This is a genomic window from Megamonas sp. Calf98-2 (genome assembly GCF_900110235.1).
Taxonomy (GTDB): Bacteria; Bacillota; Negativicutes; order Selenomonadales; family Selenomonadaceae; genus Megamonas; species Megamonas funiformis.
This window is the reverse complement of sequence record NZ_FOCY01000031.1, coordinates 7,966-26,974: the sequence shown is the minus strand read 5'-3', so window position 1 is coordinate 26,974 and position 19,009 is coordinate 7,966. Positions and strand designations below refer to the sequence as shown.

Annotated in this window: 22 protein-coding genes; 17 read left to right on the top strand and 5 right to left on the bottom strand. The window is 30.6% G+C overall.

The window, feature by feature from the left end:
* The coding region (locus tag BMX03_RS09200; RefSeq protein WP_143052085.1) for an IS30 family transposase at window positions 1–264 on the top strand (264 nt) is incomplete at its 5' end.
* Window positions 265–344: 80 nt separating this feature from the next.
* On the opposite strand, the gene BMX03_RS09195 is transcribed toward BMX03_RS09200, so the two are convergent.
* The 5 genes from BMX03_RS09195 to BMX03_RS09175 form a co-directional block, all read right to left on the bottom strand.
* A complete protein-coding gene (locus tag BMX03_RS09195; RefSeq protein WP_008537444.1) occupies window positions 345–1,040 on the bottom strand; it encodes an LrgB family protein in 696 nt (231 codons plus the stop codon).
* A gap of 4 nt (window positions 1,041–1,044) precedes the next feature.
* Window positions 1,045–1,410, bottom strand: a complete 366-nt coding sequence (locus tag BMX03_RS09190) for a CidA/LrgA family protein (RefSeq protein ID WP_008537445.1) — start codon at window positions 1,408–1,410, stop codon at window positions 1,045–1,047.
* Complete coding sequence (locus BMX03_RS09185; protein ID WP_008537446.1) at window positions 1,411–2,088, bottom strand: FadR/GntR family transcriptional regulator; 678 nt, start codon at window positions 2,086–2,088, stop codon at window positions 1,411–1,413.
* 172 nt (window positions 2,089–2,260) lie between these two features.
* A complete protein-coding gene (locus BMX03_RS09180; RefSeq protein WP_022227801.1) occupies window positions 2,261–2,848 on the bottom strand; it encodes a hypothetical protein in 588 nt (195 codons plus the stop codon).
* 35 nt (window positions 2,849–2,883) lie between these two features.
* Entirely contained in the window at window positions 2,884–3,543 is a 660-nt protein-coding gene (locus tag BMX03_RS09175; RefSeq protein WP_075555389.1) for a Crp/Fnr family transcriptional regulator, read from the bottom strand.
* Between the two features lie 141 nt (window positions 3,544–3,684).
* Between BMX03_RS09175 and BMX03_RS09170 the strand changes: the two genes are divergently transcribed.
* From BMX03_RS09170 to BMX03_RS09095, 16 genes are all read left to right on the top strand, one after another.
* Entirely contained in the window at window positions 3,685–3,918 is a 234-nt protein-coding gene (locus tag BMX03_RS09170) for an LSm family protein (RefSeq protein ID WP_008537449.1), read from the top strand.
* Window positions 3,919–4,012: 94 nt separating this feature from the next.
* Entirely contained in the window at window positions 4,013–4,858 is an 846-nt protein-coding gene (locus tag BMX03_RS09165; RefSeq protein WP_091695021.1) for an aminotransferase class IV, read from the top strand.
* Window positions 4,859–5,093: 235 nt separating this feature from the next.
* Window positions 5,094–5,708: a MotA/TolQ/ExbB proton channel family protein gene (locus tag BMX03_RS09160; RefSeq protein WP_225091468.1), complete on the top strand. Its 615-nt coding sequence runs from the start codon at window positions 5,094–5,096 to the stop codon at window positions 5,706–5,708.
* 2 nt (window positions 5,709–5,710) lie between these two features.
* Window positions 5,711–6,112: an ExbD/TolR family protein gene (locus BMX03_RS09155; protein ID WP_008537454.1), complete on the top strand. Its 402-nt coding sequence runs from the start codon at window positions 5,711–5,713 to the stop codon at window positions 6,110–6,112.
* Window positions 6,113–6,115: 3 nt separating this feature from the next.
* Window positions 6,116–6,946, top strand: coding sequence for an energy transducer TonB (locus BMX03_RS09150; RefSeq protein ID WP_075555391.1), 831 nt, complete (start codon window positions 6,116–6,118; stop codon window positions 6,944–6,946).
* A gap of 23 nt (window positions 6,947–6,969) precedes the next feature.
* A complete protein-coding gene (locus tag BMX03_RS09145; RefSeq protein ID WP_075555392.1) occupies window positions 6,970–7,194 on the top strand; it encodes a hypothetical protein in 225 nt (74 codons plus the stop codon).
* A gap of 23 nt (window positions 7,195–7,217) precedes the next feature.
* On the top strand, window positions 7,218–8,195 hold the full coding sequence (locus BMX03_RS09140; RefSeq protein WP_091695019.1) for an ABC transporter substrate-binding protein: 978 nt from the start codon (window positions 7,218–7,220) through the stop codon (window positions 8,193–8,195).
* A gap of 18 nt (window positions 8,196–8,213) precedes the next feature.
* Window positions 8,214–9,236, top strand: a complete 1,023-nt coding sequence (locus tag BMX03_RS09135) for a FecCD family ABC transporter permease (protein WP_091695014.1) — start codon at window positions 8,214–8,216, stop codon at window positions 9,234–9,236.
* Window positions 9,233–10,033 (top strand): ABC transporter ATP-binding protein, encoded by an 801-nt coding sequence (locus tag BMX03_RS09130; protein ID WP_008537459.1) that lies wholly within the window; start codon window positions 9,233–9,235, stop codon window positions 10,031–10,033. The genes BMX03_RS09135 and BMX03_RS09130 overlap by 4 nt, the downstream gene beginning before the upstream one ends.
* Window positions 10,033–10,773 (top strand): ABC transporter ATP-binding protein, encoded by a 741-nt coding sequence (locus tag BMX03_RS09125; protein ID WP_091695011.1) that lies wholly within the window; start codon window positions 10,033–10,035, stop codon window positions 10,771–10,773. The genes BMX03_RS09130 and BMX03_RS09125 overlap by 1 nt, the downstream gene beginning before the upstream one ends.
* A gap of 2 nt (window positions 10,774–10,775) precedes the next feature.
* Window positions 10,776–11,513, top strand: a complete 738-nt coding sequence (locus BMX03_RS09120; protein ID WP_084764857.1) for an ABC transporter permease — start codon at window positions 10,776–10,778, stop codon at window positions 11,511–11,513.
* Between the two features lie 106 nt (window positions 11,514–11,619).
* Complete coding sequence (locus BMX03_RS09115; RefSeq protein ID WP_091695006.1) at window positions 11,620–12,159, top strand: flavodoxin family protein; 540 nt, start codon at window positions 11,620–11,622, stop codon at window positions 12,157–12,159.
* Window positions 12,156–13,559, top strand: coding sequence for a heme anaerobic degradation radical SAM methyltransferase ChuW/HutW (gene hutW / locus BMX03_RS09110; protein WP_091695003.1), 1,404 nt, complete (start codon window positions 12,156–12,158; stop codon window positions 13,557–13,559). Before BMX03_RS09115 ends, hutW begins: the two co-directional genes overlap by 4 nt.
* 117 nt (window positions 13,560–13,676) lie before the next feature.
* On the top strand, window positions 13,677–15,539 hold the full coding sequence (locus BMX03_RS09105; protein WP_091695000.1) for a TonB-dependent receptor plug domain-containing protein: 1,863 nt from the start codon (window positions 13,677–13,679) through the stop codon (window positions 15,537–15,539).
* Between the two features lie 109 nt (window positions 15,540–15,648).
* Window positions 15,649–17,670 carry a TonB-dependent receptor plug domain-containing protein gene (locus BMX03_RS09100; RefSeq protein ID WP_091694997.1) on the top strand — a complete coding sequence of 674 codons (2,022 nt, stop codon included), beginning with the start codon at window positions 15,649–15,651 and terminating at the stop codon, window positions 17,668–17,670.
* 92 nt (window positions 17,671–17,762) lie between these two features.
* Window positions 17,763–18,647 (top strand): ChaN family lipoprotein, encoded by an 885-nt coding sequence (locus tag BMX03_RS09095; protein ID WP_091694995.1) that lies wholly within the window; start codon window positions 17,763–17,765, stop codon window positions 18,645–18,647.
* Window positions 18,648–19,009 lie beyond the last annotated feature (362 nt).

Below are 19,009 nucleotides of genomic sequence, written 5' to 3'. Positions count from 1 at the left end.
AAAGAATTTGCATGTTACAAAGAAGTAGAAAAATTAAATATAAAAGTATATTTTGCAGATGCTTATGCAGCATGGCAAAGAGGTAGTAACGAAAATTCAAATGGGTTATTAAGAGAATATTATCCAAAGAAAACAGATTTAGGACAAATATCTAATGATGATTTAATAGAAAAATTAATATTATTAAATAGTAGACCAAGAAAATGTTTAAATTGGGATAATCCATTTAATTTATTTTTAAAAGAAGTGTCGCACTTGGATTGACAATTCATCATATAGAAAAAATAACACCTTAAAAGATTATTTTAAGGTGTTATTTTTTGTTTTATTATAAATTTTAAAATTTATAATAAAGTTGCGTAGAATGAAACAGCAATTACAGTAACAATACCAGCTACAGCAATAGTTAAGCTACTGATAGCAGCTTCAATAGGGCCCATTTCAATTGCTTTTGCAGTTCCCATAGCATGAGCAGATGAACCAATTGCTACACCTTTAGCTACAGGTTCATAAATTTTAAATACTTTGCAGATATATTCAGCAGTCATATTGCCGAATACACCAGTGATGATGATAACAGCAATAGTGATAGTAACGATACCACCTAATTCTTCAGATATACCAATACCTATAGCAGTTGTGATAGATTTTGGTAAAAGTGTTACATATTCTGTGTGACTAAAGCTAAATAAAATAGATAAAGCTAAAATACAACTCATACTAGTGATTACACCAGAAATGATACCAGCCATGATAGCTTTTACGTTTTTTTTCAATTCTTCTAGTTGTTCATATAAAGGAACAGCAAGACAGATTGTAGCTGGTGTTAATAAATAACCTAAATATTTAGCGCCTCGATTATATTCTTCATAATCAATATCGAAGGTTACTAAAAAAATGATTATAAGACCTATTGCTATTAACAAAGGATTGAAAATGGCAATTTTTAATTTACGTTTTATGCGCAAACCTATTTCATAGGCTAATAAGCTAATAATCAAACCAAATAAAGCTGAATTAAAGATAAGATCCTGTAACATTTAATTAGCAAGCTCCTTTTTTCTTCTTACTAGATACAATAATAAATTGTGTTATATGACCAGAAATAACCATTACAATAACAGTAGTTAAGCTTACTACTAAGGTCAAAGGAATTAATAAATCACGAATTACATTCCATGCATTTAAAAGTCCAACAGCAGCAGGAATGAACATGATAGGCATAGTTTCGATTAATAATTTACTAGCATCTTTGATAGCAGAGATATTTAGAATTTTGAATTTTAAAAGTAAAAGCATTAAAACTAAGCCATAAACACTAGAGGGAACAGGTAATGGAACGAGTTCCTTAAAAGTTTCAACGATAAAAGTTAAAGTTAAGATAATACCAAATTGTTCAAGTAATTTCACTTAAAGAACCGCCTTCCATTTTAATATTTCTTTATCAACTAAATCGTAATGGTGATTAATAGCTGCATAACCAGCTAATTCATTGCGATTGATGATGCAATTTAGAATTTCTTTGTGTGAATTGATAATTGTATTTTTTGTTTCAGCTGTAGCGCTGGAAAAAATATTATCAATTAATGTACAACATACATTAGAAAGTGCATTCATCATGCTAATCATTAATTTGTTTTGAGAGATATGTAAAATAATATCATGAAATAATTTGTCATAGTGGCTTTCACGATGACATTGCTCCATTTTTGTTACTACTTTTTGTAGCAATTTTATTTCTCTATCAGTGCATTTTGTAAAAACATGGCGAAAACATTCTAAGGCAATGGCACGTCTGATTTGATTGATTTCAGTAAAATTAGATTGCTCTAAAAGTAGCATGAAATTTATAGTGGCGGAGATATTGCCACTGATTTTATTAGATAAATAATTGCCAGAACCTTGACGGCTTTCAATAAAACCCATGCTTCCCATAATGCGAATTGCATCACGGATAGTATTGCGACTTAGAGAAAGTGTTTCAGATAATTTACGTTCAGTAGGGAGTTTATCACCAACACTGAGATTACCAGAAATGATTAATTCCTTGATATATTCTAAAACTAAGATATAACCTCTATCTTCCAAATGTGTACCCCTATCTATTTGAATAATTGGTAGTACCAATTATTATACATTAAATTATGTTGAAGTCAAGAGAAAAAATCGATAAAATCTGCATAAAAAAAGAAGCAACATATAGTTACTTCTTATAAACTTATTATTTAGTTGATTATATATTTAGTTTTTAATTTTTTAGTTAAGATTTTTGTTGAAGTCTGTTGATTTCGTTGAAAAGTGTATTATATTTTTGCGGAGATAGGCGTTTATTAAGTTTTTCTAGAAATATATCTAATTTATATTTATATTGAGCAAAATTTCTTAAATTGTTTTCATCTATAGATTTTATGGTGTTATGTGTTAATTTATAAATATTAATAAAAGCTGTTTGAATATCTGGGCTTAGATGCTTGAATAAATCATGGCTTTTATCATTGATTAGAAAATCTATATCTTGTTGAAATCTCAATAATTCATGGCGAGCGCCTATCATTAAAATTTCATTGCATTTAAACATATTCTTTTTAAATAAACCGATATAAGTTTGAAAATCTCTATTTTTAGTGATGCCAGCTTGAAGAAGTGACATAGATGAGATTTTTTGATGATAGTCTTGCATTCGTGCTATATAAAAAAGCACTTCTTCCATTTGATAATCGCTTAAACTTTGTTTTTTTTGATAATAAGCAAAGTCTTTTTTAGTAGCATAGATGATTATTTGATAATGTTTTTTTAGATTTTGGAAATTTTTTCTAAATTTTATAAGCCAACGTAAAGATTTAAACATGTGATTACTCCTAAATTTTAATCATTTAATAAAAATTATAATAAAGTAAAATTATTTTTGTGATAAGTAATTAGTTTATCTTTTTGCATGCGTGATAATTCAGCAGACATAGCACTTCTTTCAACAGAAAGAAAATCTGCAAGTTCTTGTCTATTGAAAGGAATGGTAAAGGAATTACTATTGTTTTTTAAAGCTTCGCTAGATAGATAGGATAAGATTTTTTCACGAGTTGTTTTTTTGCTTAAATGGTCTATCTTTGTTGTTAATTGTATATTTTTTTTAGCTATGAGTAAAAGCATATTTTGAATAATTTTTGAATGAAAATTGCATGCAAATTGACAAGGTGAAGTTATTTTTTGATAGTTTAAAAACATAATTTCAGCTTTTTCAGCAGTTACAATGCTAAAACAATTATTGTTAATATTTGTGCAAACAAAACTTTCGCCAAATAAATCGCCTGTTGAAAGCGTAGTGAGAATTGTTCGATTGCCCCAATAATCTTCTTTGATGATATTTACTCTACCTTTTAAAATTATACCTACTTCAACGAGTGGTTCGGAGGCTTTGAGTATATAAGAATTTTTTTCATAAGTTTTTATGTTCATCAAAAGGCATTTGAACATATTGATTAAATCCTTTGTATCAATACCAGAAAATAAAGCTGAGTTTTTGAGTATATCTAAATATTTTCGCATAAAACTACTCCTTTGTTGGAAAAACAACGTATATAATATTATACTAAATTATAAAATATTGTAAATAATTGTTTAATAGTTGATAATAAAGATGGTATAAGGTAAAATTATAATAATCAAAGTTTTAAGGAGCGATTGTGCATGTTTAATGAAGATTTTAAACAATACAAAGGTCACATTGTAAGAGTTATTTGTAATGATGGTAGAGAATATGTAGGAGAACCTACAATTTTTAGAGATCATGACGCTACATCTTTACCTGGTTCTGATTGTATTTCTTTTTATGAAAGCAATACATATCGTGTAGCAGACTTTTTCCGTGCTGAAATAAAAGATATTGTTGTTATTTGCAAACAAGAAGCGCAAGAAGCATAATTTAGTGAAATAAAAACCCGAAGAATTCTATTAATTTTATGTATATATTTTAATAGTAATCTTCGGGTCTTTGTCTAATTAAAGGAGATTTTTTATGAAAACTTTAGGTTATTATAATGGAAAATATGATGAAATTGATAAAATAATGATACCTATGTCAGATCGTTCCCATTGGTTTGGCGATGGTGTATATGATGCCACTTGCGCTAGAAATTATAAAATCATGGCTATTGATGAACATGTTGATAGATTTTTTAATAGCGCTAGATTATTAAATATCAATTTAGGATTTACTAAAGAGTATTTAAAAGGTTTATTGAATGAATTAGTACAAAAATTAGATGATGATGAATTGTTTGTATATTGGCAAGCTACTCGTGGTGGCAACGGTCTTAGAAGTCATAATTATGATAAAGAGCAAAAAGCTAATTTATGGATAACAATTTGCCCAGAAAAAATAACAGATAAAGATAGAGAATATAAATTGACTTCTATGGAAGATACAAGATTTTTACATTGTAATATTAAGACTTTGAATTTAATTCCTAGTGTAGTAGCTTATCAACATGCTAAGGAAAATAATTGTGATGAAACTGTATTTCATCGCGGGGATATAGTTACAGAATGTGCTCATAGTAATGTGCATATAATTAAAGATAAAAAATTCATCACTCATCCTGCTGATGAATATATTTTACCTGGTATTGCTAGAGTGCATTTATTAAAAGCATGTAAAGCGTTGAATATTGAAGTAGAAGAAAGACCTTTTACAGTAGATGAATTAATCAATGCCGATGAAGTAATTGTAAGTAGTTCTGGTGATTTATGTATTCGTGCTACAGAATTTGAAGGAAAAGCTGTAGGTAAAAAAGATAATGATACTTTCAATAGATTGAAAGAGTATATTTATCAAGAATGGTTAGAATGTACTAAAAAATAAAATTGAATAGATTTAAAAATTGTTCATAAAACGTTTGACAATGAGAATTGTTTTCAATATAATTATTTATGTAATTTTTAAAAGAGAGTCTAGAACTCCATAGAATATATTTTTAAATAAAATTTTTGTGTGTATTTATTTTTATTTAGAGCATAGGAAAATTTTATTTTGGATTTATTCTATGGAGTTTTATCTTTTTAATGAAGATTATTATTTAGAGAAAGGTGCGTTTAAATTGGATTTTATTATTAGTGCATTAGAATTATTTCATCATGGTGGTTGGGTGATGTATCCGCTTTTAGCTTGTTCTATTTTAGTTGTTGCTATTGGTATTGAGCGTTTTATTTATTATAAGAGGACTTGTGGCGATAATAAAGATATGGCTCAACAAATTTTAGCTTTAGCTAAAGAGCGTAATTGGCAAGAAACAGAAAAAGTATGTGCTAATAATCGTTGCTTTGTCAGTGATGTATTGGCGATAGGCTTAAAATATCGTGAGTGTCCCATGTCAATGAAGGAAAGTTTTGAGGAATATATTTCTGTTAGAGCAAATGGTTTAAAACGAAATTTAAATTATTTAGATACTATTGTTACAATGGCTCCGCTGTTAGGTTTATTAGGCACAGTGGTGGGGATGATTAGTTCTTTTAACGTATTAGATGTTGCTGGTGATAATCCTGCATTAATCACTGGTGGTGTAGGTGAGGCGTTAATCGCAACTGCTACTGGTCTTTGTGTAGCCGTGCTAGCCTTGATTGTGCATAGTTATTTTAGCAATCGCTTAGATAGTGTTTTAACTGATGTAGAAAATGTTTGTACTGTAGTGATTAGTAAGGCAAGAGGTAAATAATAATGAATATACGTAGTAATCGCGTGGCAAGACCACCACGATTGATGATTATACCGATGATTGATATTATATTTTTCTTGATGGTGTTTTTCTTATTTAGCACTTTGCAAATGGTTTATCAAAAATCTATGCCTGTGAATTTGCCAGTAGCATCTTCTAGTCATCAAGAAGCACCAAAGCCAGTGGCTATTACACTAATGAAAGATGGAACAATCAGTATAGGTGATACTGTGGTGGGCATTGAAGAAATAAAACCACGAGTGGAACAATTAGCTGATAAAGCAGATACTCCTGTGATTTTAAGAGCTGATGAGAATGTAGAACATGGAAAAGTAATCAAAGTGATGGATGAAATCAAGAGTGCAGGTGTAACAAAATTATCCATAGCTACTCAGGAGAAATAGTCAATGAAAAAACATATTTGGAAAAAATCTTTTTCAATATCATTTGTTTTTCATTTTATAGTAGTCATAACCATTGGTGCTATGGTAGCAGGCTTTCATCAAGAGATACAAAGACCAAAAGAAGAATTAATTACAGTCAATCTAGCGGACACACCAGAACAGATAGCAAAAGCTCAAGAAAAATCATCATTTAATTCATTTAGTAGAGATATAGAAAATATTTTTAAACATAATAGTGATAATGATAATCAAAACATTGAAAATAAAAATAATGAAGTAAATCAAAATAAAGATATAAAACAAATAAATAATGTAGAAAATAAACAGATTGAAAAAGATGAAATTAGTGCAGAAGATGGAATTTTACCAGCTTCCAATAATATGACAAATACAATATCAGAAGATGATACGCAAGCAATTAGTGGCGGTATTGGTCAGGGAGATGGTGAGAATTTTTCTGGTAGCGAAAATAAAAATAGTGGCAGTGGAAGTGGTGGCACAATAGAAGGTATGGCTGGTGGCGATAATGAAAAAGCTAATGGCAGAGCAAATGTTACCGAAGATAGATATAGTGTAGCAAGTAGATTTGCTCAAGCTGTGGAAAATCATAAATCTTATCCTTATGCATCTGTTAGATTAAATCAGCAAGGTACAGTAATTATCAATGTAACTATTGATGCAAGTGGAAATTTAATCAGTGCAGGTGTAGTTTCTAGCGTTAATGGGAATTTAGATAAGGCTGCCTTAAATGCAGTATATAGTGCATGTCCATTTGGTCATAGTTTAGGTGAAAGTATTAGTATGAATGTTCCTGTTAATTTTTATTTGAATTGATATTGAGAAAAGAGCTGTTTTTGATGCAAGAAGTTATGTTAAAACAAGAAGAAATCGAAAATATTATTATAGATGATGAAAAAAAGGATGAAAAGAAAACGTTAACTAAATTACCAGAACATAGATGTAAGCGATGTAATAGATTGCTTTTTTATGGAAATGTTAAATATGTAGAAATAAAATGCCCTAAATGTAGTTGTATAAGTAAAATTGGCAAAGATGTAAATAAAATTTGTATAAAAAGTTGATTGAAAAATAAAGAGGTGAAAATATGAGTGGCTATTTGAGAAAAGTAATTTTTGGCATTATTTGTTTGATAGCTATTGGCGGATTGTTTTTAGGCTTTCGCTCACATGAAGAAGATACAAATAATATCAGTTCAACAAGAGTCGTTACAGATAGCACAGGTAGAGAGGTAACAATACCAACACATCCTAAACGTGTAGTATTATTAAATGCTTCTCATTTAGATTTATATTATTATGCTGGCGGTAAAGAGACTAATACGATAGTGGGAAAACCTACTTCAGAAGCTTTGAGTGATGAAGTCAAAGAAGGAACAAAAAATATAGAGCAAATCGGTGTAATTCATAATCCTAGTGTAGAAACTATTTTGAAATTACAACCTGATATAGTAATTGGTGTAAATGTACCTTTTCATCAGCAATTAATTCCTACTTTAGAGAAAGCTAATATTCCTGTGTTGATTAAATCTTTAGACACATATGAAGATGTGATATCCACTTTAGGTTTTTATGGAGAATTAACAGGAGAAGAAGAAATTGCTCAAGCAAAAATCAAAGAAATAGAAGTTGATTATGAAAAAGCGATTGCTAGAGCAGAAAATAAAACAGCTCCAAGAAGTTTGATAATTTGGGGCACAACAGATAGTTTTAGCATGGCAACAAGTAAATCATTTACAGGAGATTTATTAAAACGATTAGGTGGTAATAATATAGCAGATAATGTGGATTCTGTAGCAAAAGACAGTGGATATGTTCCATTAGGAATGGAATATATTGCTACACAAGATCCAGAGGCGATATTTGTAGTAACTCATGGTGATGTGGAGGCAGTAAAAAATAGTATAGATGAAAATTTAGGGCAAAATCCTTTGTGGCAAGATATATCTGCTGTGAAAAATAATAGAGTATATGTATTACCATATCAGTTATTTGCTGTAAATCCTGGTACTAATATAGCTAAAGCGATAAATATATTGGCAGATGATTTATATTTACAAGAATAAAAAATATGAGGTATGGTAATGGCTATTGCTAGTATAAGTGAAAAGATAAGAGATCCTAGAAGTAAAAAACGCAATTTAGTGATGTTTTTGGGATTAATTTTGTTGGTAGCAGTTTTATTTATCAGCATGATTATAGGTACAGCAAATACATCATTTAGCGATTTATATAATGTATTTATAGGTGTTCAAAATACAGAAAGCTATAGAATTTTATATCACATTCGCATTCCTAGAGTGCTTACAGCGATGTTTGCTGGTATAAATTTAGCTATTGCAGGCTGTATATTACAAGGTGTATTGAAAAATCCATTGGCAGATCCAGGTATTATTGGGGTATCAGCAGGGGCTGGTCTTGCTGCTATGGTAGTTATGATTGTTTTACCTGAATATACGAATATGGTGCCAATCGTAGCTTTTGTGGGAGCGATGGTAGCGACTTTAATTTTATTTGCACTGGCATGGGAAGAGGGTATTCAGCCACTTAAATTGATTTTAGCTGGTGTGGCAGTTTCAGCATTTTTTGCTGGCGGTATGACATGTTTGATGGTATTTTTCTCCGATAAAATTCAAGGTACAGTGAATTGGATGGCTGGTGGTTTTTCAGGTGCTTCATGGAAGCATGTAACTATGATTTTGCCATATACTATCATTGGTTTAGTAGGTGTGAGTATCAGTAGTAAATTGTTAAACGCTTTGCAATTAGGTGATGATGTAGCAAAAAGTTTGGGAACACGAGTGGAAGCTACAAGATTTTTCCTCGTTACGTTGGCGGCTTTATTAGCTGCTTCTGCTGTAAGTATAGCAGGTATGCTCACATTTGTTGGTCTTATAGTGCCACATATGATGCGTTTAGTAGTGGGTTCTGATTTTAACTATGTATTGCCAAGTTCAGCTATTTTTGGTGGAATTTTACTGATTGTAGCGGATACAGTGGCAAGGACTGCTTTTAGTCCTATAGAGGTGCCTGTAGGTGTATTTATGTCATTTATTGGTGCACCGTTTTTCCTTTATTTATTGAAAAGGGGAATGCAAAAGAGATGATTTTACAAGCAGATAAACTTACATTGCAATATGGGCAAAAAATCATTGCTGATAAATTGAATTTCAAGGTAGATAAATCAGAGATAATAAGTATTATTGGGCCAAATGGTTCAGGAAAATCCACATTATTAAAATCTTTAGGTAGATTATTAAAGCCTACACATGGGACTGTTTTATTAGAAGGAAAAGACATTCAAAAAATGAAACCTGGTGATATAGCACGCAAAATGTCAATATTGCCACAATCTTCAACGGCTCCAATGGATATGACTGTTTATGATTTAGTCTGTTATGGTAGAATGCCACATCAAGGATTATTTTCTTCGCCAAATAAAATTGATGAAGAAAAAATCGAAGAAGCATTGACGCAGACAAATACATCACATATGCGATATCGAAGATTAGATACTTTATCTGGTGGCGAACGTCAAAGAGCATGGCTGGCAATGGCGATAGCTCAAAACCCAGAGATTTTATTATTAGATGAACCGACTACGTATTTAGATGTAAAACATCAATTGGATTTGATGAATTTAGTATATAAATTATATGAAACAAGAAGAATCACAGTGATTATGGTCTTGCATGATTTAAACCATGCTGCTAGATATAGTCATCGCTTAGTAGCGGTGAAAAAAGGCAAGATTTTTGCTGAAGGTTTGGTGCAAGATGTATTTACAGAAAAAATACTTTGTGATTTATATGATGTAGAAACGTCAGTCATGTCTTTAGAGCAAAATGGACAAAAACATTTAGTTTGTTTCCCTTATGATGTAAAACAAGGGGAGAAAAATTAGTGCAGGTTTTAAGTTTAAATAAGATAAATAAACAAATTAAGGATAAAATTATTTTAAAAAATATAAGTTTCACACTTGAAGAAGGCGAGATATTGGGGCTTTTAGGTCCTAATGGTGCTGGTAAAACGAGTATGATGAAGATAATATCTGGTTTAAGCAGAGCAAATTCAGGTAAGCTTGATATTTTAGGGATTGATGCTGATAAAGAAAGAGCAAAGATAAAGTCTCAGCTAGGTTTTGTCATGCAGGATAATAATATGGAAAGAGAATTTTCCGTTAAAGAAGCTTTGCTATATTATGCTCGTTTGTATAAGGTGAAAAATTATAAATATGAAGTGGAAAAAATAATATCTCAATTTGAAATGAATACTTGGCAAGATAGAAAGATTGAGAAATTATCTGGCGGTATGGCTAGAAAAGCAATGATTGCTAGAGCTTTATTAATGAAACCTAAAATCTTATTATTAGATGAACCTAGTGTGGGATTAGATCCTGATGTGAGATATGATATTTGGCAAGAAATAAAAAAACTAAAAAATATGGGGATAAGTGTAATTATCACTACTCATTATATGGAAGAAGCTGAATATCTTTGTGATAAAATCGCTATTTTAAAACAAGGAGAATTATTGGCGATAGATGAAGTAGAAAAAATAAAGCAGATAATGCAAAAAGATGAAAATGAAGATATAACTTTAGAAAAAGCTTTTTTACGATTTATCGGTAAGGAGGCTTATTGATTTTGAATTTTTTAGCAGTATATATGCGTGAAATGGCACTTTTGCAAAAGAAGATGGGAAAATTAGGATATATTTTCTCAGCGGTGATGTTTCCGATAATTTATTTATTTGCCTTTGGCATGGGGATTGGACCTGTAATGAATAATATCCATGGTGGTTATTTACCTTTTTTGGCAAAGGGAATGTTATCGATAACAGTCATGATGAATGCTTTTCAACAGACAGCATTATCAGTGAGTGTAGGAAGATTTTATTTTAAAACATTCCAGACATTATTATTGAGTCCGATTTCGGCTTTTCAAGTTATATTAGGCATTACTTTAGCTGGAGTTACTCGTGGCTTTATAGCTGGAGGTATTATCTATATCATAGCTATGGTATTTTTTGATGTGCCGATGTTAAGCCTTTGGGGATTTTTAGGGATTTTATTATCTGCCTTTTGCTTTGGTATTTTAGGGATTGCCATAGGTCTTTGGATTAAAAATCCAGATGCGTTATCTTCAGTGATAAATTTTATAATTACACCGATGACTTTCTTCTGTGGTACATTTTTTCCGTTGTATAATTTGCCGGATTGGTTGCAGATTGTAGTGGGAATTTTGCCATTGACTTTAGCGAATAATTTATTGCGTACAGAAGTATTTAGTATGTATAGTTTGTTAGATATGATTTATTTAATAATTATCACATTAATCTTGTTGGTAATTAGTAGACATCAATTAAAAAATTATAATGAATAATCTAATTGATATAAAATAAAAGTTTTAAATTTTAGTGTGTTTAAGATAAATTTAGACTATAATTTGAGTAAAGATATATTTTTTATAGAAAAGAAGGAGATAAAAAATGAAATCAATAGTAGTTTATTCTAGTTTAACAGGTAATACAAAAATGGTAGGAGAAGCTATTGCCGAAGTTTTAGCTCCGAATTGTGATATTTATAAAGTAGAAGATAATCCTGATATTACAGGTTATGATTTAGTTGTTGTAGGTTTTTGGGTGGACAAAGGAACATCTGATGCAAAATCCAGTAAATTTTTGAAATCTATTCGCAATAGTAAAGTGGCTGTATATGCTACGCTAGGAGCTGAACCAGATTCAGAACATGCAAAAACTAGCTTGCAAAATGGTATAGATATGTTAGATAGTTCTAATGAGGTTATGGGGAGATTTATCTGCCAAGGAAAGATTGATCCTAAATTATTAGAGGCGATGAAAAAAATGTTTGGCACGAAAGTCTCTAAAGAAAATTTTCATGCAGTAGATGAAAAGCGTTTAGAACGTCATCGCAAAGCTAGTACACACCCTGATGAGCAAGATTTGGCTAATGCAAAGAAAGTGTTTAGTGAGATTAAAGCAAAAATGAGTGGTGAAATGAACTTATGAGCAAAATAAGAGAAATATTAGATAGTCTATCAACTGAACAATATAAGATGATGATAGGGGAAAAATCTTGTCAGCCTTTGACGGAGACTTTTAGCAAAAAAAGAGTTGTTCATCCAGGGGCAAATGGACAGATGGTACCACCTGTAAAACAGCAAGAAATTTGGCTTGAATATATGCAAAGAAAAGGAGATAAAAGTAAAAAGAAAGCAGTATATATACACATTCCTTTTTGCAGTCAAATTTGTCTATACTGTGGTTTTTTCCAAAATTATTCTAATGAAGAACGCGAAACCATGTATGTAGATAGATTAATCAAGCAATTATTGATGGCAAAAGAATATAAATATGTACAAGATAGTGTGATCAATGCTGTATTTTTTGGTGGCGGAACACCATCTACATTATCGCCATATAATGCAGATAGATTATTAAAAACTATGAATGAAGTATTGCCACTTGCTAATGATTGCGAGATAACTATGGAAGCTCGTGTGCATGATTTAGTTGATGAAAAATTGCAAGTATGGTTTAAACATGGTGTAAATCGCATATCTGTGGGTGTACAATCTTTTGATACGGCTATCCGTCAAAGTATGGGACGCAAAGATGATAAAGAAACTGTTATTGAAAATCTCAAACGAGCTGCAAGTTATAATCAAGCAGTATTAATCATAGATTTGATTTATGGGTTACCTGCTCAAGATGTGGATAACTTTGTAAATGATTTAAAAATAGCAGATAGTTTGCCAATTGATGGTATGGATTTATATCAATTAAATGTATTTGAACAATCTGCATTAAAAAAAGCGATAGATAATGGCAAAATACCACCTGCGGCAACGACAAAACAGCAGGCAAAATATTTAGAAACAGCTATTTTATATTTAGATGAATTAGGTTATAAGCGATTGAGTGTTTGTCATTGGGCAAAAACAAATCGTGAACGCAGTATGTATAATACTTTGGCAAAATCAGGAGCTGATGTGATACCATTTGGTTCAGGGGCTGGCGGTTTTGTAGGAGATATTTCTATGTTTTTAAATAGAGATTTACAGCGTTATATGAATGCTATTGATGAAGGAAAATGGCCATTGATGGTGTTAACAAAAGAAGCAGAAGGCAAAGTTTTATTTAAGGATATTCAAGCACAGACTGAAAATTGTATGGTAAATATACAAAAATTAGCTCAAGTATATAGTGAAGAACTTTTACAATTAGAAGAAGTACTCAATATTTGGGTGGAATATGGCTTATTTGAAAAATGTGGTCATACTTATAAAATGACGATTGCTGGTCAATTTTGGCAAAATAATATCACACAGACAATAATAGAACTTACACAACAATTATTAATGGGCAAAAAATCTTTTGAAGTTCAGCCAATAGCAGCACAAGGTTAAATATATAAATAAAATAAGGCAGTTATGATTAATTTTGATAACTGCCATAATTTTTAAAGCATTAATGATAATGATTATTATTAATAAAACTTAATTTTATAATAAAGGAGACGAGCAATGCTAACAAAAAAACGTAAATCTACACTTTTAACTTTATCTATATTGATGGGATTGACAAGTTGCACGCAAGCTAGTGAAGTAATCCAAACACCAGATGTAGTGGTAACAGCTACGAAAACTCAACAAGAAGTGAAAGCTGTACCGAATGCTGTAGAAGTCATCACTAGTGAAGATATTGAACAATTAGGAGCAACAGATATTTATTCTGCTTTGAAATTGGCAACAAATGTTGATGTTTCTCAAATTGGTGCAGGTCATAGATTGATGGTCCGTGGGAAAAATGCAGGTGCATTAGTATTATTAGATGGCAGAAGAATGTCAAATGAATATTCATCAATGACTAGAGGAGCTTTTGATTTAGATAAGATAAATTTATCTAGTGTAGAACGCATTGAGATTGTTAGAGGTGCAGCCTCCGCTCAATATGGTGCAGATGCTGAAAGTGGAGTAATCAATATTATTACGAAAAAATCCAAAGAACAATCTGTAACTGTAGGAGCAAATACAGGAACTGATGTCATGAATAATTATTATCGTTTTGATTTAGGTCAGCAAGGTAAATTCAATGGGGTAGTGAATGCTAATTTTGCTAAATATCGTAAACGTGAATTTGTTGGTGGCACAGGGACAAATTATTTTGGACCTAGAACGAATTATGATTTTAGTGGAACGTATGCATTTGATGATAGTAATAATTTAGATTTTTATATAGGTTATTATGATGAAAAATCAAAGAAAATAACAGATTATTCTTCTATGGGAATGGGCAAAAGTTCCACAAATTATGATAAGACAAATCAAGATTATAGTATAGCTTATAATGGAAAAGGCGATAATAGTAATTATATGATTAGAGCTTATTATAATCGATATGATAAGGAAGAATATAAAGGCAGTAAAAATAATGGTTATAAGCAAAATACATTTGATACTTTAGGTATTGAAGCTAAAAATACAGTACAAGCAGGAGATGAACATTTATTAACTTATGGTGTTGAATATAAAAATATAGGCGTAGAAGGCCCAATCTTAGCTTTAGGTGAAGGTAATAGCAAGGACAATTCTGCTTATGCTGGATATATTCAAGATGAATGGTTTATAAATGATAAAATTTTATTTATTCCAGCAGTGAGATATGACCATGATGAACAATTTGGCGGAAAAACGACACCAAAATTAGGGGCAACTTATTTTCTAAGTGATAATAGTCGTATAAAAGCTAATTGGAGTAAATCATGGAGAGCTCCGAATTTAGTGGAATTATATGCTGGGCAAGATCATGGTTTTACTACGATATATGGAAATCCAGATTTGAAACCAGAAGAAGCTACTACATGGGAACTAGGTTTTGAAGCTGAAAAAGATAATAATTGGTTGAAATTAAATTATTTTAATAGTAAATACGATAATTTAATAACATATGATAAGGTAAATGGAAAAAATACATTTATCAATGCTCAAGATGCCAAAACTGATGGCGTAGAATTTGAAGTAGGTCGTCAATTCAATGACAATTGGTCTATTAGAGCGACTAGTAATTGGCTCAATGCTAAAGATAGTGATGGGGAAAAAGTATCTGCGACAGCTGATAATATTTCCACTTTGGAATTGAATTATGATGATAATGATATTAATGGATATAGTGCTAAGCTTTGGAATTCTTGGATAAGTAATTATCATTATGCTAATGAAAATTATGATTATAATACTTTAAATTTTGTAGTAAATAAAAAATTCGCTTTTGATGATGGTCGAAATGGACGAATTTATGCAGGTGTAGATAATATTGGAGATAAAAAAATAGGAGATATTTATTTAGAAGGTAGAATTTGGCGTGTAGGAGCAGAGATTACTTTTTAAATAAAAAATATTCATAGCTAAAGAAAAGCAAATAATACGTTTAATCTGTTTATATTAATGATAATGATTATTGTTAATATAAACAATTACATACAAAGGAGTTAATATAATGAGATTATCTACAAAAAAACAACAAACTTTATTGACTTTATCAGTATTATTAGGTTTATCAAGTCCAGTATATGCACAAGATATACAAAATAATGACGTGATAGTTACACCAGATGTAGTAGTTACAGCTACACGAACTCAAGAGGAAGTAAAAGCTGTGCCGCAAACTGTAGAAGTAATTACTAAAGAAGATATTGAACAATTAGGAGCAACAGATGTTTATTCTGCACTTCGTTTGGCAGCTAATGTAGATGTAACTTCAGCAGGTATGGCAGGTCATAATGTGATGATTCGTGGAATGAGTACAAATCATACTTTAATTTTAATAGATGGTAAAAGATTTGCTGGAGAAGATACAAGTGCCACACAAAACGTTTATGCCTTAGGTCGCTTGAGTCTGTCAAATATTGAACGTATTGAAATTGTGCGTGGCAGTGCTTCAGCACAATATGGTTCAGATGCTTTAGGTGGAGTAATTAATATCATCACTAAAAAATCAAAAGAGCCATCAGTTATGGTAGGTCTTTCTACAGGATCAGAAGCTATAAATAATTATTATCATATAGATTTTGGTAAACAGGGAAATTTCAGTTCTACTTTTGATATGCGTTTTAGTGATATACGCAAAAATATGCAAGCTGGAGATGAAGGCAGTAATTATTATGGTCCTATTCAAGATTTTAATTTTGCTGGAACATGGGATTTAGGCAATGATAAAGAAATTGATTTAACACTTGGCTATTATAATGAACATACAAAAGCAGATTATGCTGATAAATATACATCAACAGGCGTTTTTCAAACTAGTAAGGATAAAAAAGAATGGTATGATTATAGAAGATATGATTATAGTTTAGGTTATAGTGGCAAAACTGATAATAGTGATTATATGATTAGGACTTTTTATAGTAGATTAGATAAAGAGAATAATTTATATAATTATCGTGATAATTTTCCAGGACCAATGGAAAATATTTTGGGTTCAATGTATCCAAAATATGATTGGGATAAATCCACTTATACGCTTTGGGGCATAGAAGGTAAGAATACTATACAATTAAATGATAATCATCTTTTGACATTTGGCGGCGAATATCGTCAAAATAAAGTCGAAGGTACTCGTTTGGGTGATGGAGGTGATAATGTACATCAAGTAAGTCAGTCAGGTAATGGTTATAATAGTCCAAAATCTTATTCAGATAAAGATATTACAAATTATGCAGGGTATATCCAAGATGAATGGCAAGTAAATGATAAATTATTAGTAATTCCATCTATACGTTATGACCATAATAGTTCTTTTGGTGGGGAAGTTACACCAAAAATAGGTGCGACATATTTTATTAGTGATAATAGTCGCATTAAGGCTAATTGGGGTAAAGGCTTCAAAGCTCCAACTATTAGTGAATTATATATGGTAATGGAGCGTGCGATGGGACCAATGACAGTACGTGTTGAAGGCAATCCAGATTTAAAACCAGAAAAATCTACTTCATGGGATATCAGTTTTGAAGCTGAAAAAGATAATAATTTTGGTAAATTAACATACTTCAATAATGATGTTAAAAATTTAATCACAACAAAACAGACAGGCAATAGTTATTTTGAGCAAGGATATGTAAATGTAGATGAAGCTGAAATTGATGGTGTGGAAATGGAAATTGGTCGCAATTTAGACGATAAATGGACAATAAAAGCAACAAGTAACTGGCTTGATGCAACAGATAAAGTGAGTGGTGATCGTTTAGATAATAGAGCAAGAAATATGACTACATTGCAATTATTATATGATGACCATGATAATTGGGGATATAGTGCGATTTTATGGCAACAATGGGCTAATAAATACCATTATGATGATAATGATTACAATTTCACTACAACTAATTTTGTACTCAATAAAAAATTTGGTGAAGGAAATAGAGTTTATGCAGGTGTAGATAATATTTTTGACAAAAAGATTAGTGATATTGGTTTAGATGGTATGATTTGGCGTTTGGGTGCAGAATGGACTTTCTAAGATAATAAGATAAATTAAATAAAGTAGCAGGGTAAAATCTTGCTACTTTGTTTTAATTAATAAATAAATTTTTACTAAAAGGAGATGGTATTTTGAAAAAGTTTTGGCAGATAATTGCTTGTAGTGGGCTGGTATTGACTAGTTGTTTGGGAGGTATGGCTCAAGCACAAGATGAAAAATCTGACGTAGAGTATTATTATCAAGGAGAAAAAATTAATTTAGATAAAGCGGTGAGCATTTCTCAAAATTATGATGTAGTATTTTTTAATGAATATCATGACCAAAAATCTATTCATGAAGCAGAATTATTATTTTTCCAAGAGATGTATAAACAAAATAAAGATATGATATTATCTATGGAAATGTTTGAGAGAGATGTTCAGTCAGTAATGGATAAATATTTGAATGATGAAATAACAGAAACAGAATTTATAAATAATTCTCGTCCATGGGAGAATTATCAAACAGATTATAAACCATTGGTAGAATTTGCTAAAGAAAAAGATATGTATGTTTTAGCATCGAATATTCCACGAAGAATAGCTAATCAATATACAAAAGTAGGTGATTTAGCTTTAATTGAAGATAAAGATAAAATTTATTTGCCGAAAAAACATTTAGTAGAATATGAAAGATATTATGATAAATTCAAAAATTATATGTCTATGGCTGATGGTCAAAGTCATATGATGATGACACCAGAAAGGATAGAAGCTTTCTATAAAGCTCAATGCTTAAAAGATGATACCATGGCGGAAAGTATTGTTGAATTTTTAAAGGAACATAAAGATACAAAAGTCCTCCATGTACAAGGAAGTTTTCATGGTGATGAACATTTAGGCGTGGTAGAAAAAGTAAATAAATTAAATCCTAGCTTAAAGACTGTAGTTATAACACCTATTGAGGCTAAAGAATATGAAAAGATGAAACATAATTATGGTGAGGATACTATAATTATGACTTTTGTGAGAAAATAATATTCGTATATTTATTTATAAAAGTGCCTGTTTTATGCAGGTACTTTTTTATTGTTGCCATTTTGTTGCCGTTTTTATTTGATTTTTAGGATGTAGTTTATCATAAATATTTATTTGCACAATAACAAGCTTTGTATTGCAAAATCTATGTAATATATTATATTAAGTATAGACGAAATCAAACTCATGATGACGCACAAAAGCCTTAGGAAGGGTCAGTTCCTAAGGCTTTTTTCATTGTTATACTATTGCTAGAGAGTGAATTCAAATACAACATTTGTTAAAGTTAAATTGAGTTTATACATTGGTTAAAAGGTACTAATCCAGATATTCAAATACAACATTTGTTAAAGTTAAATAAA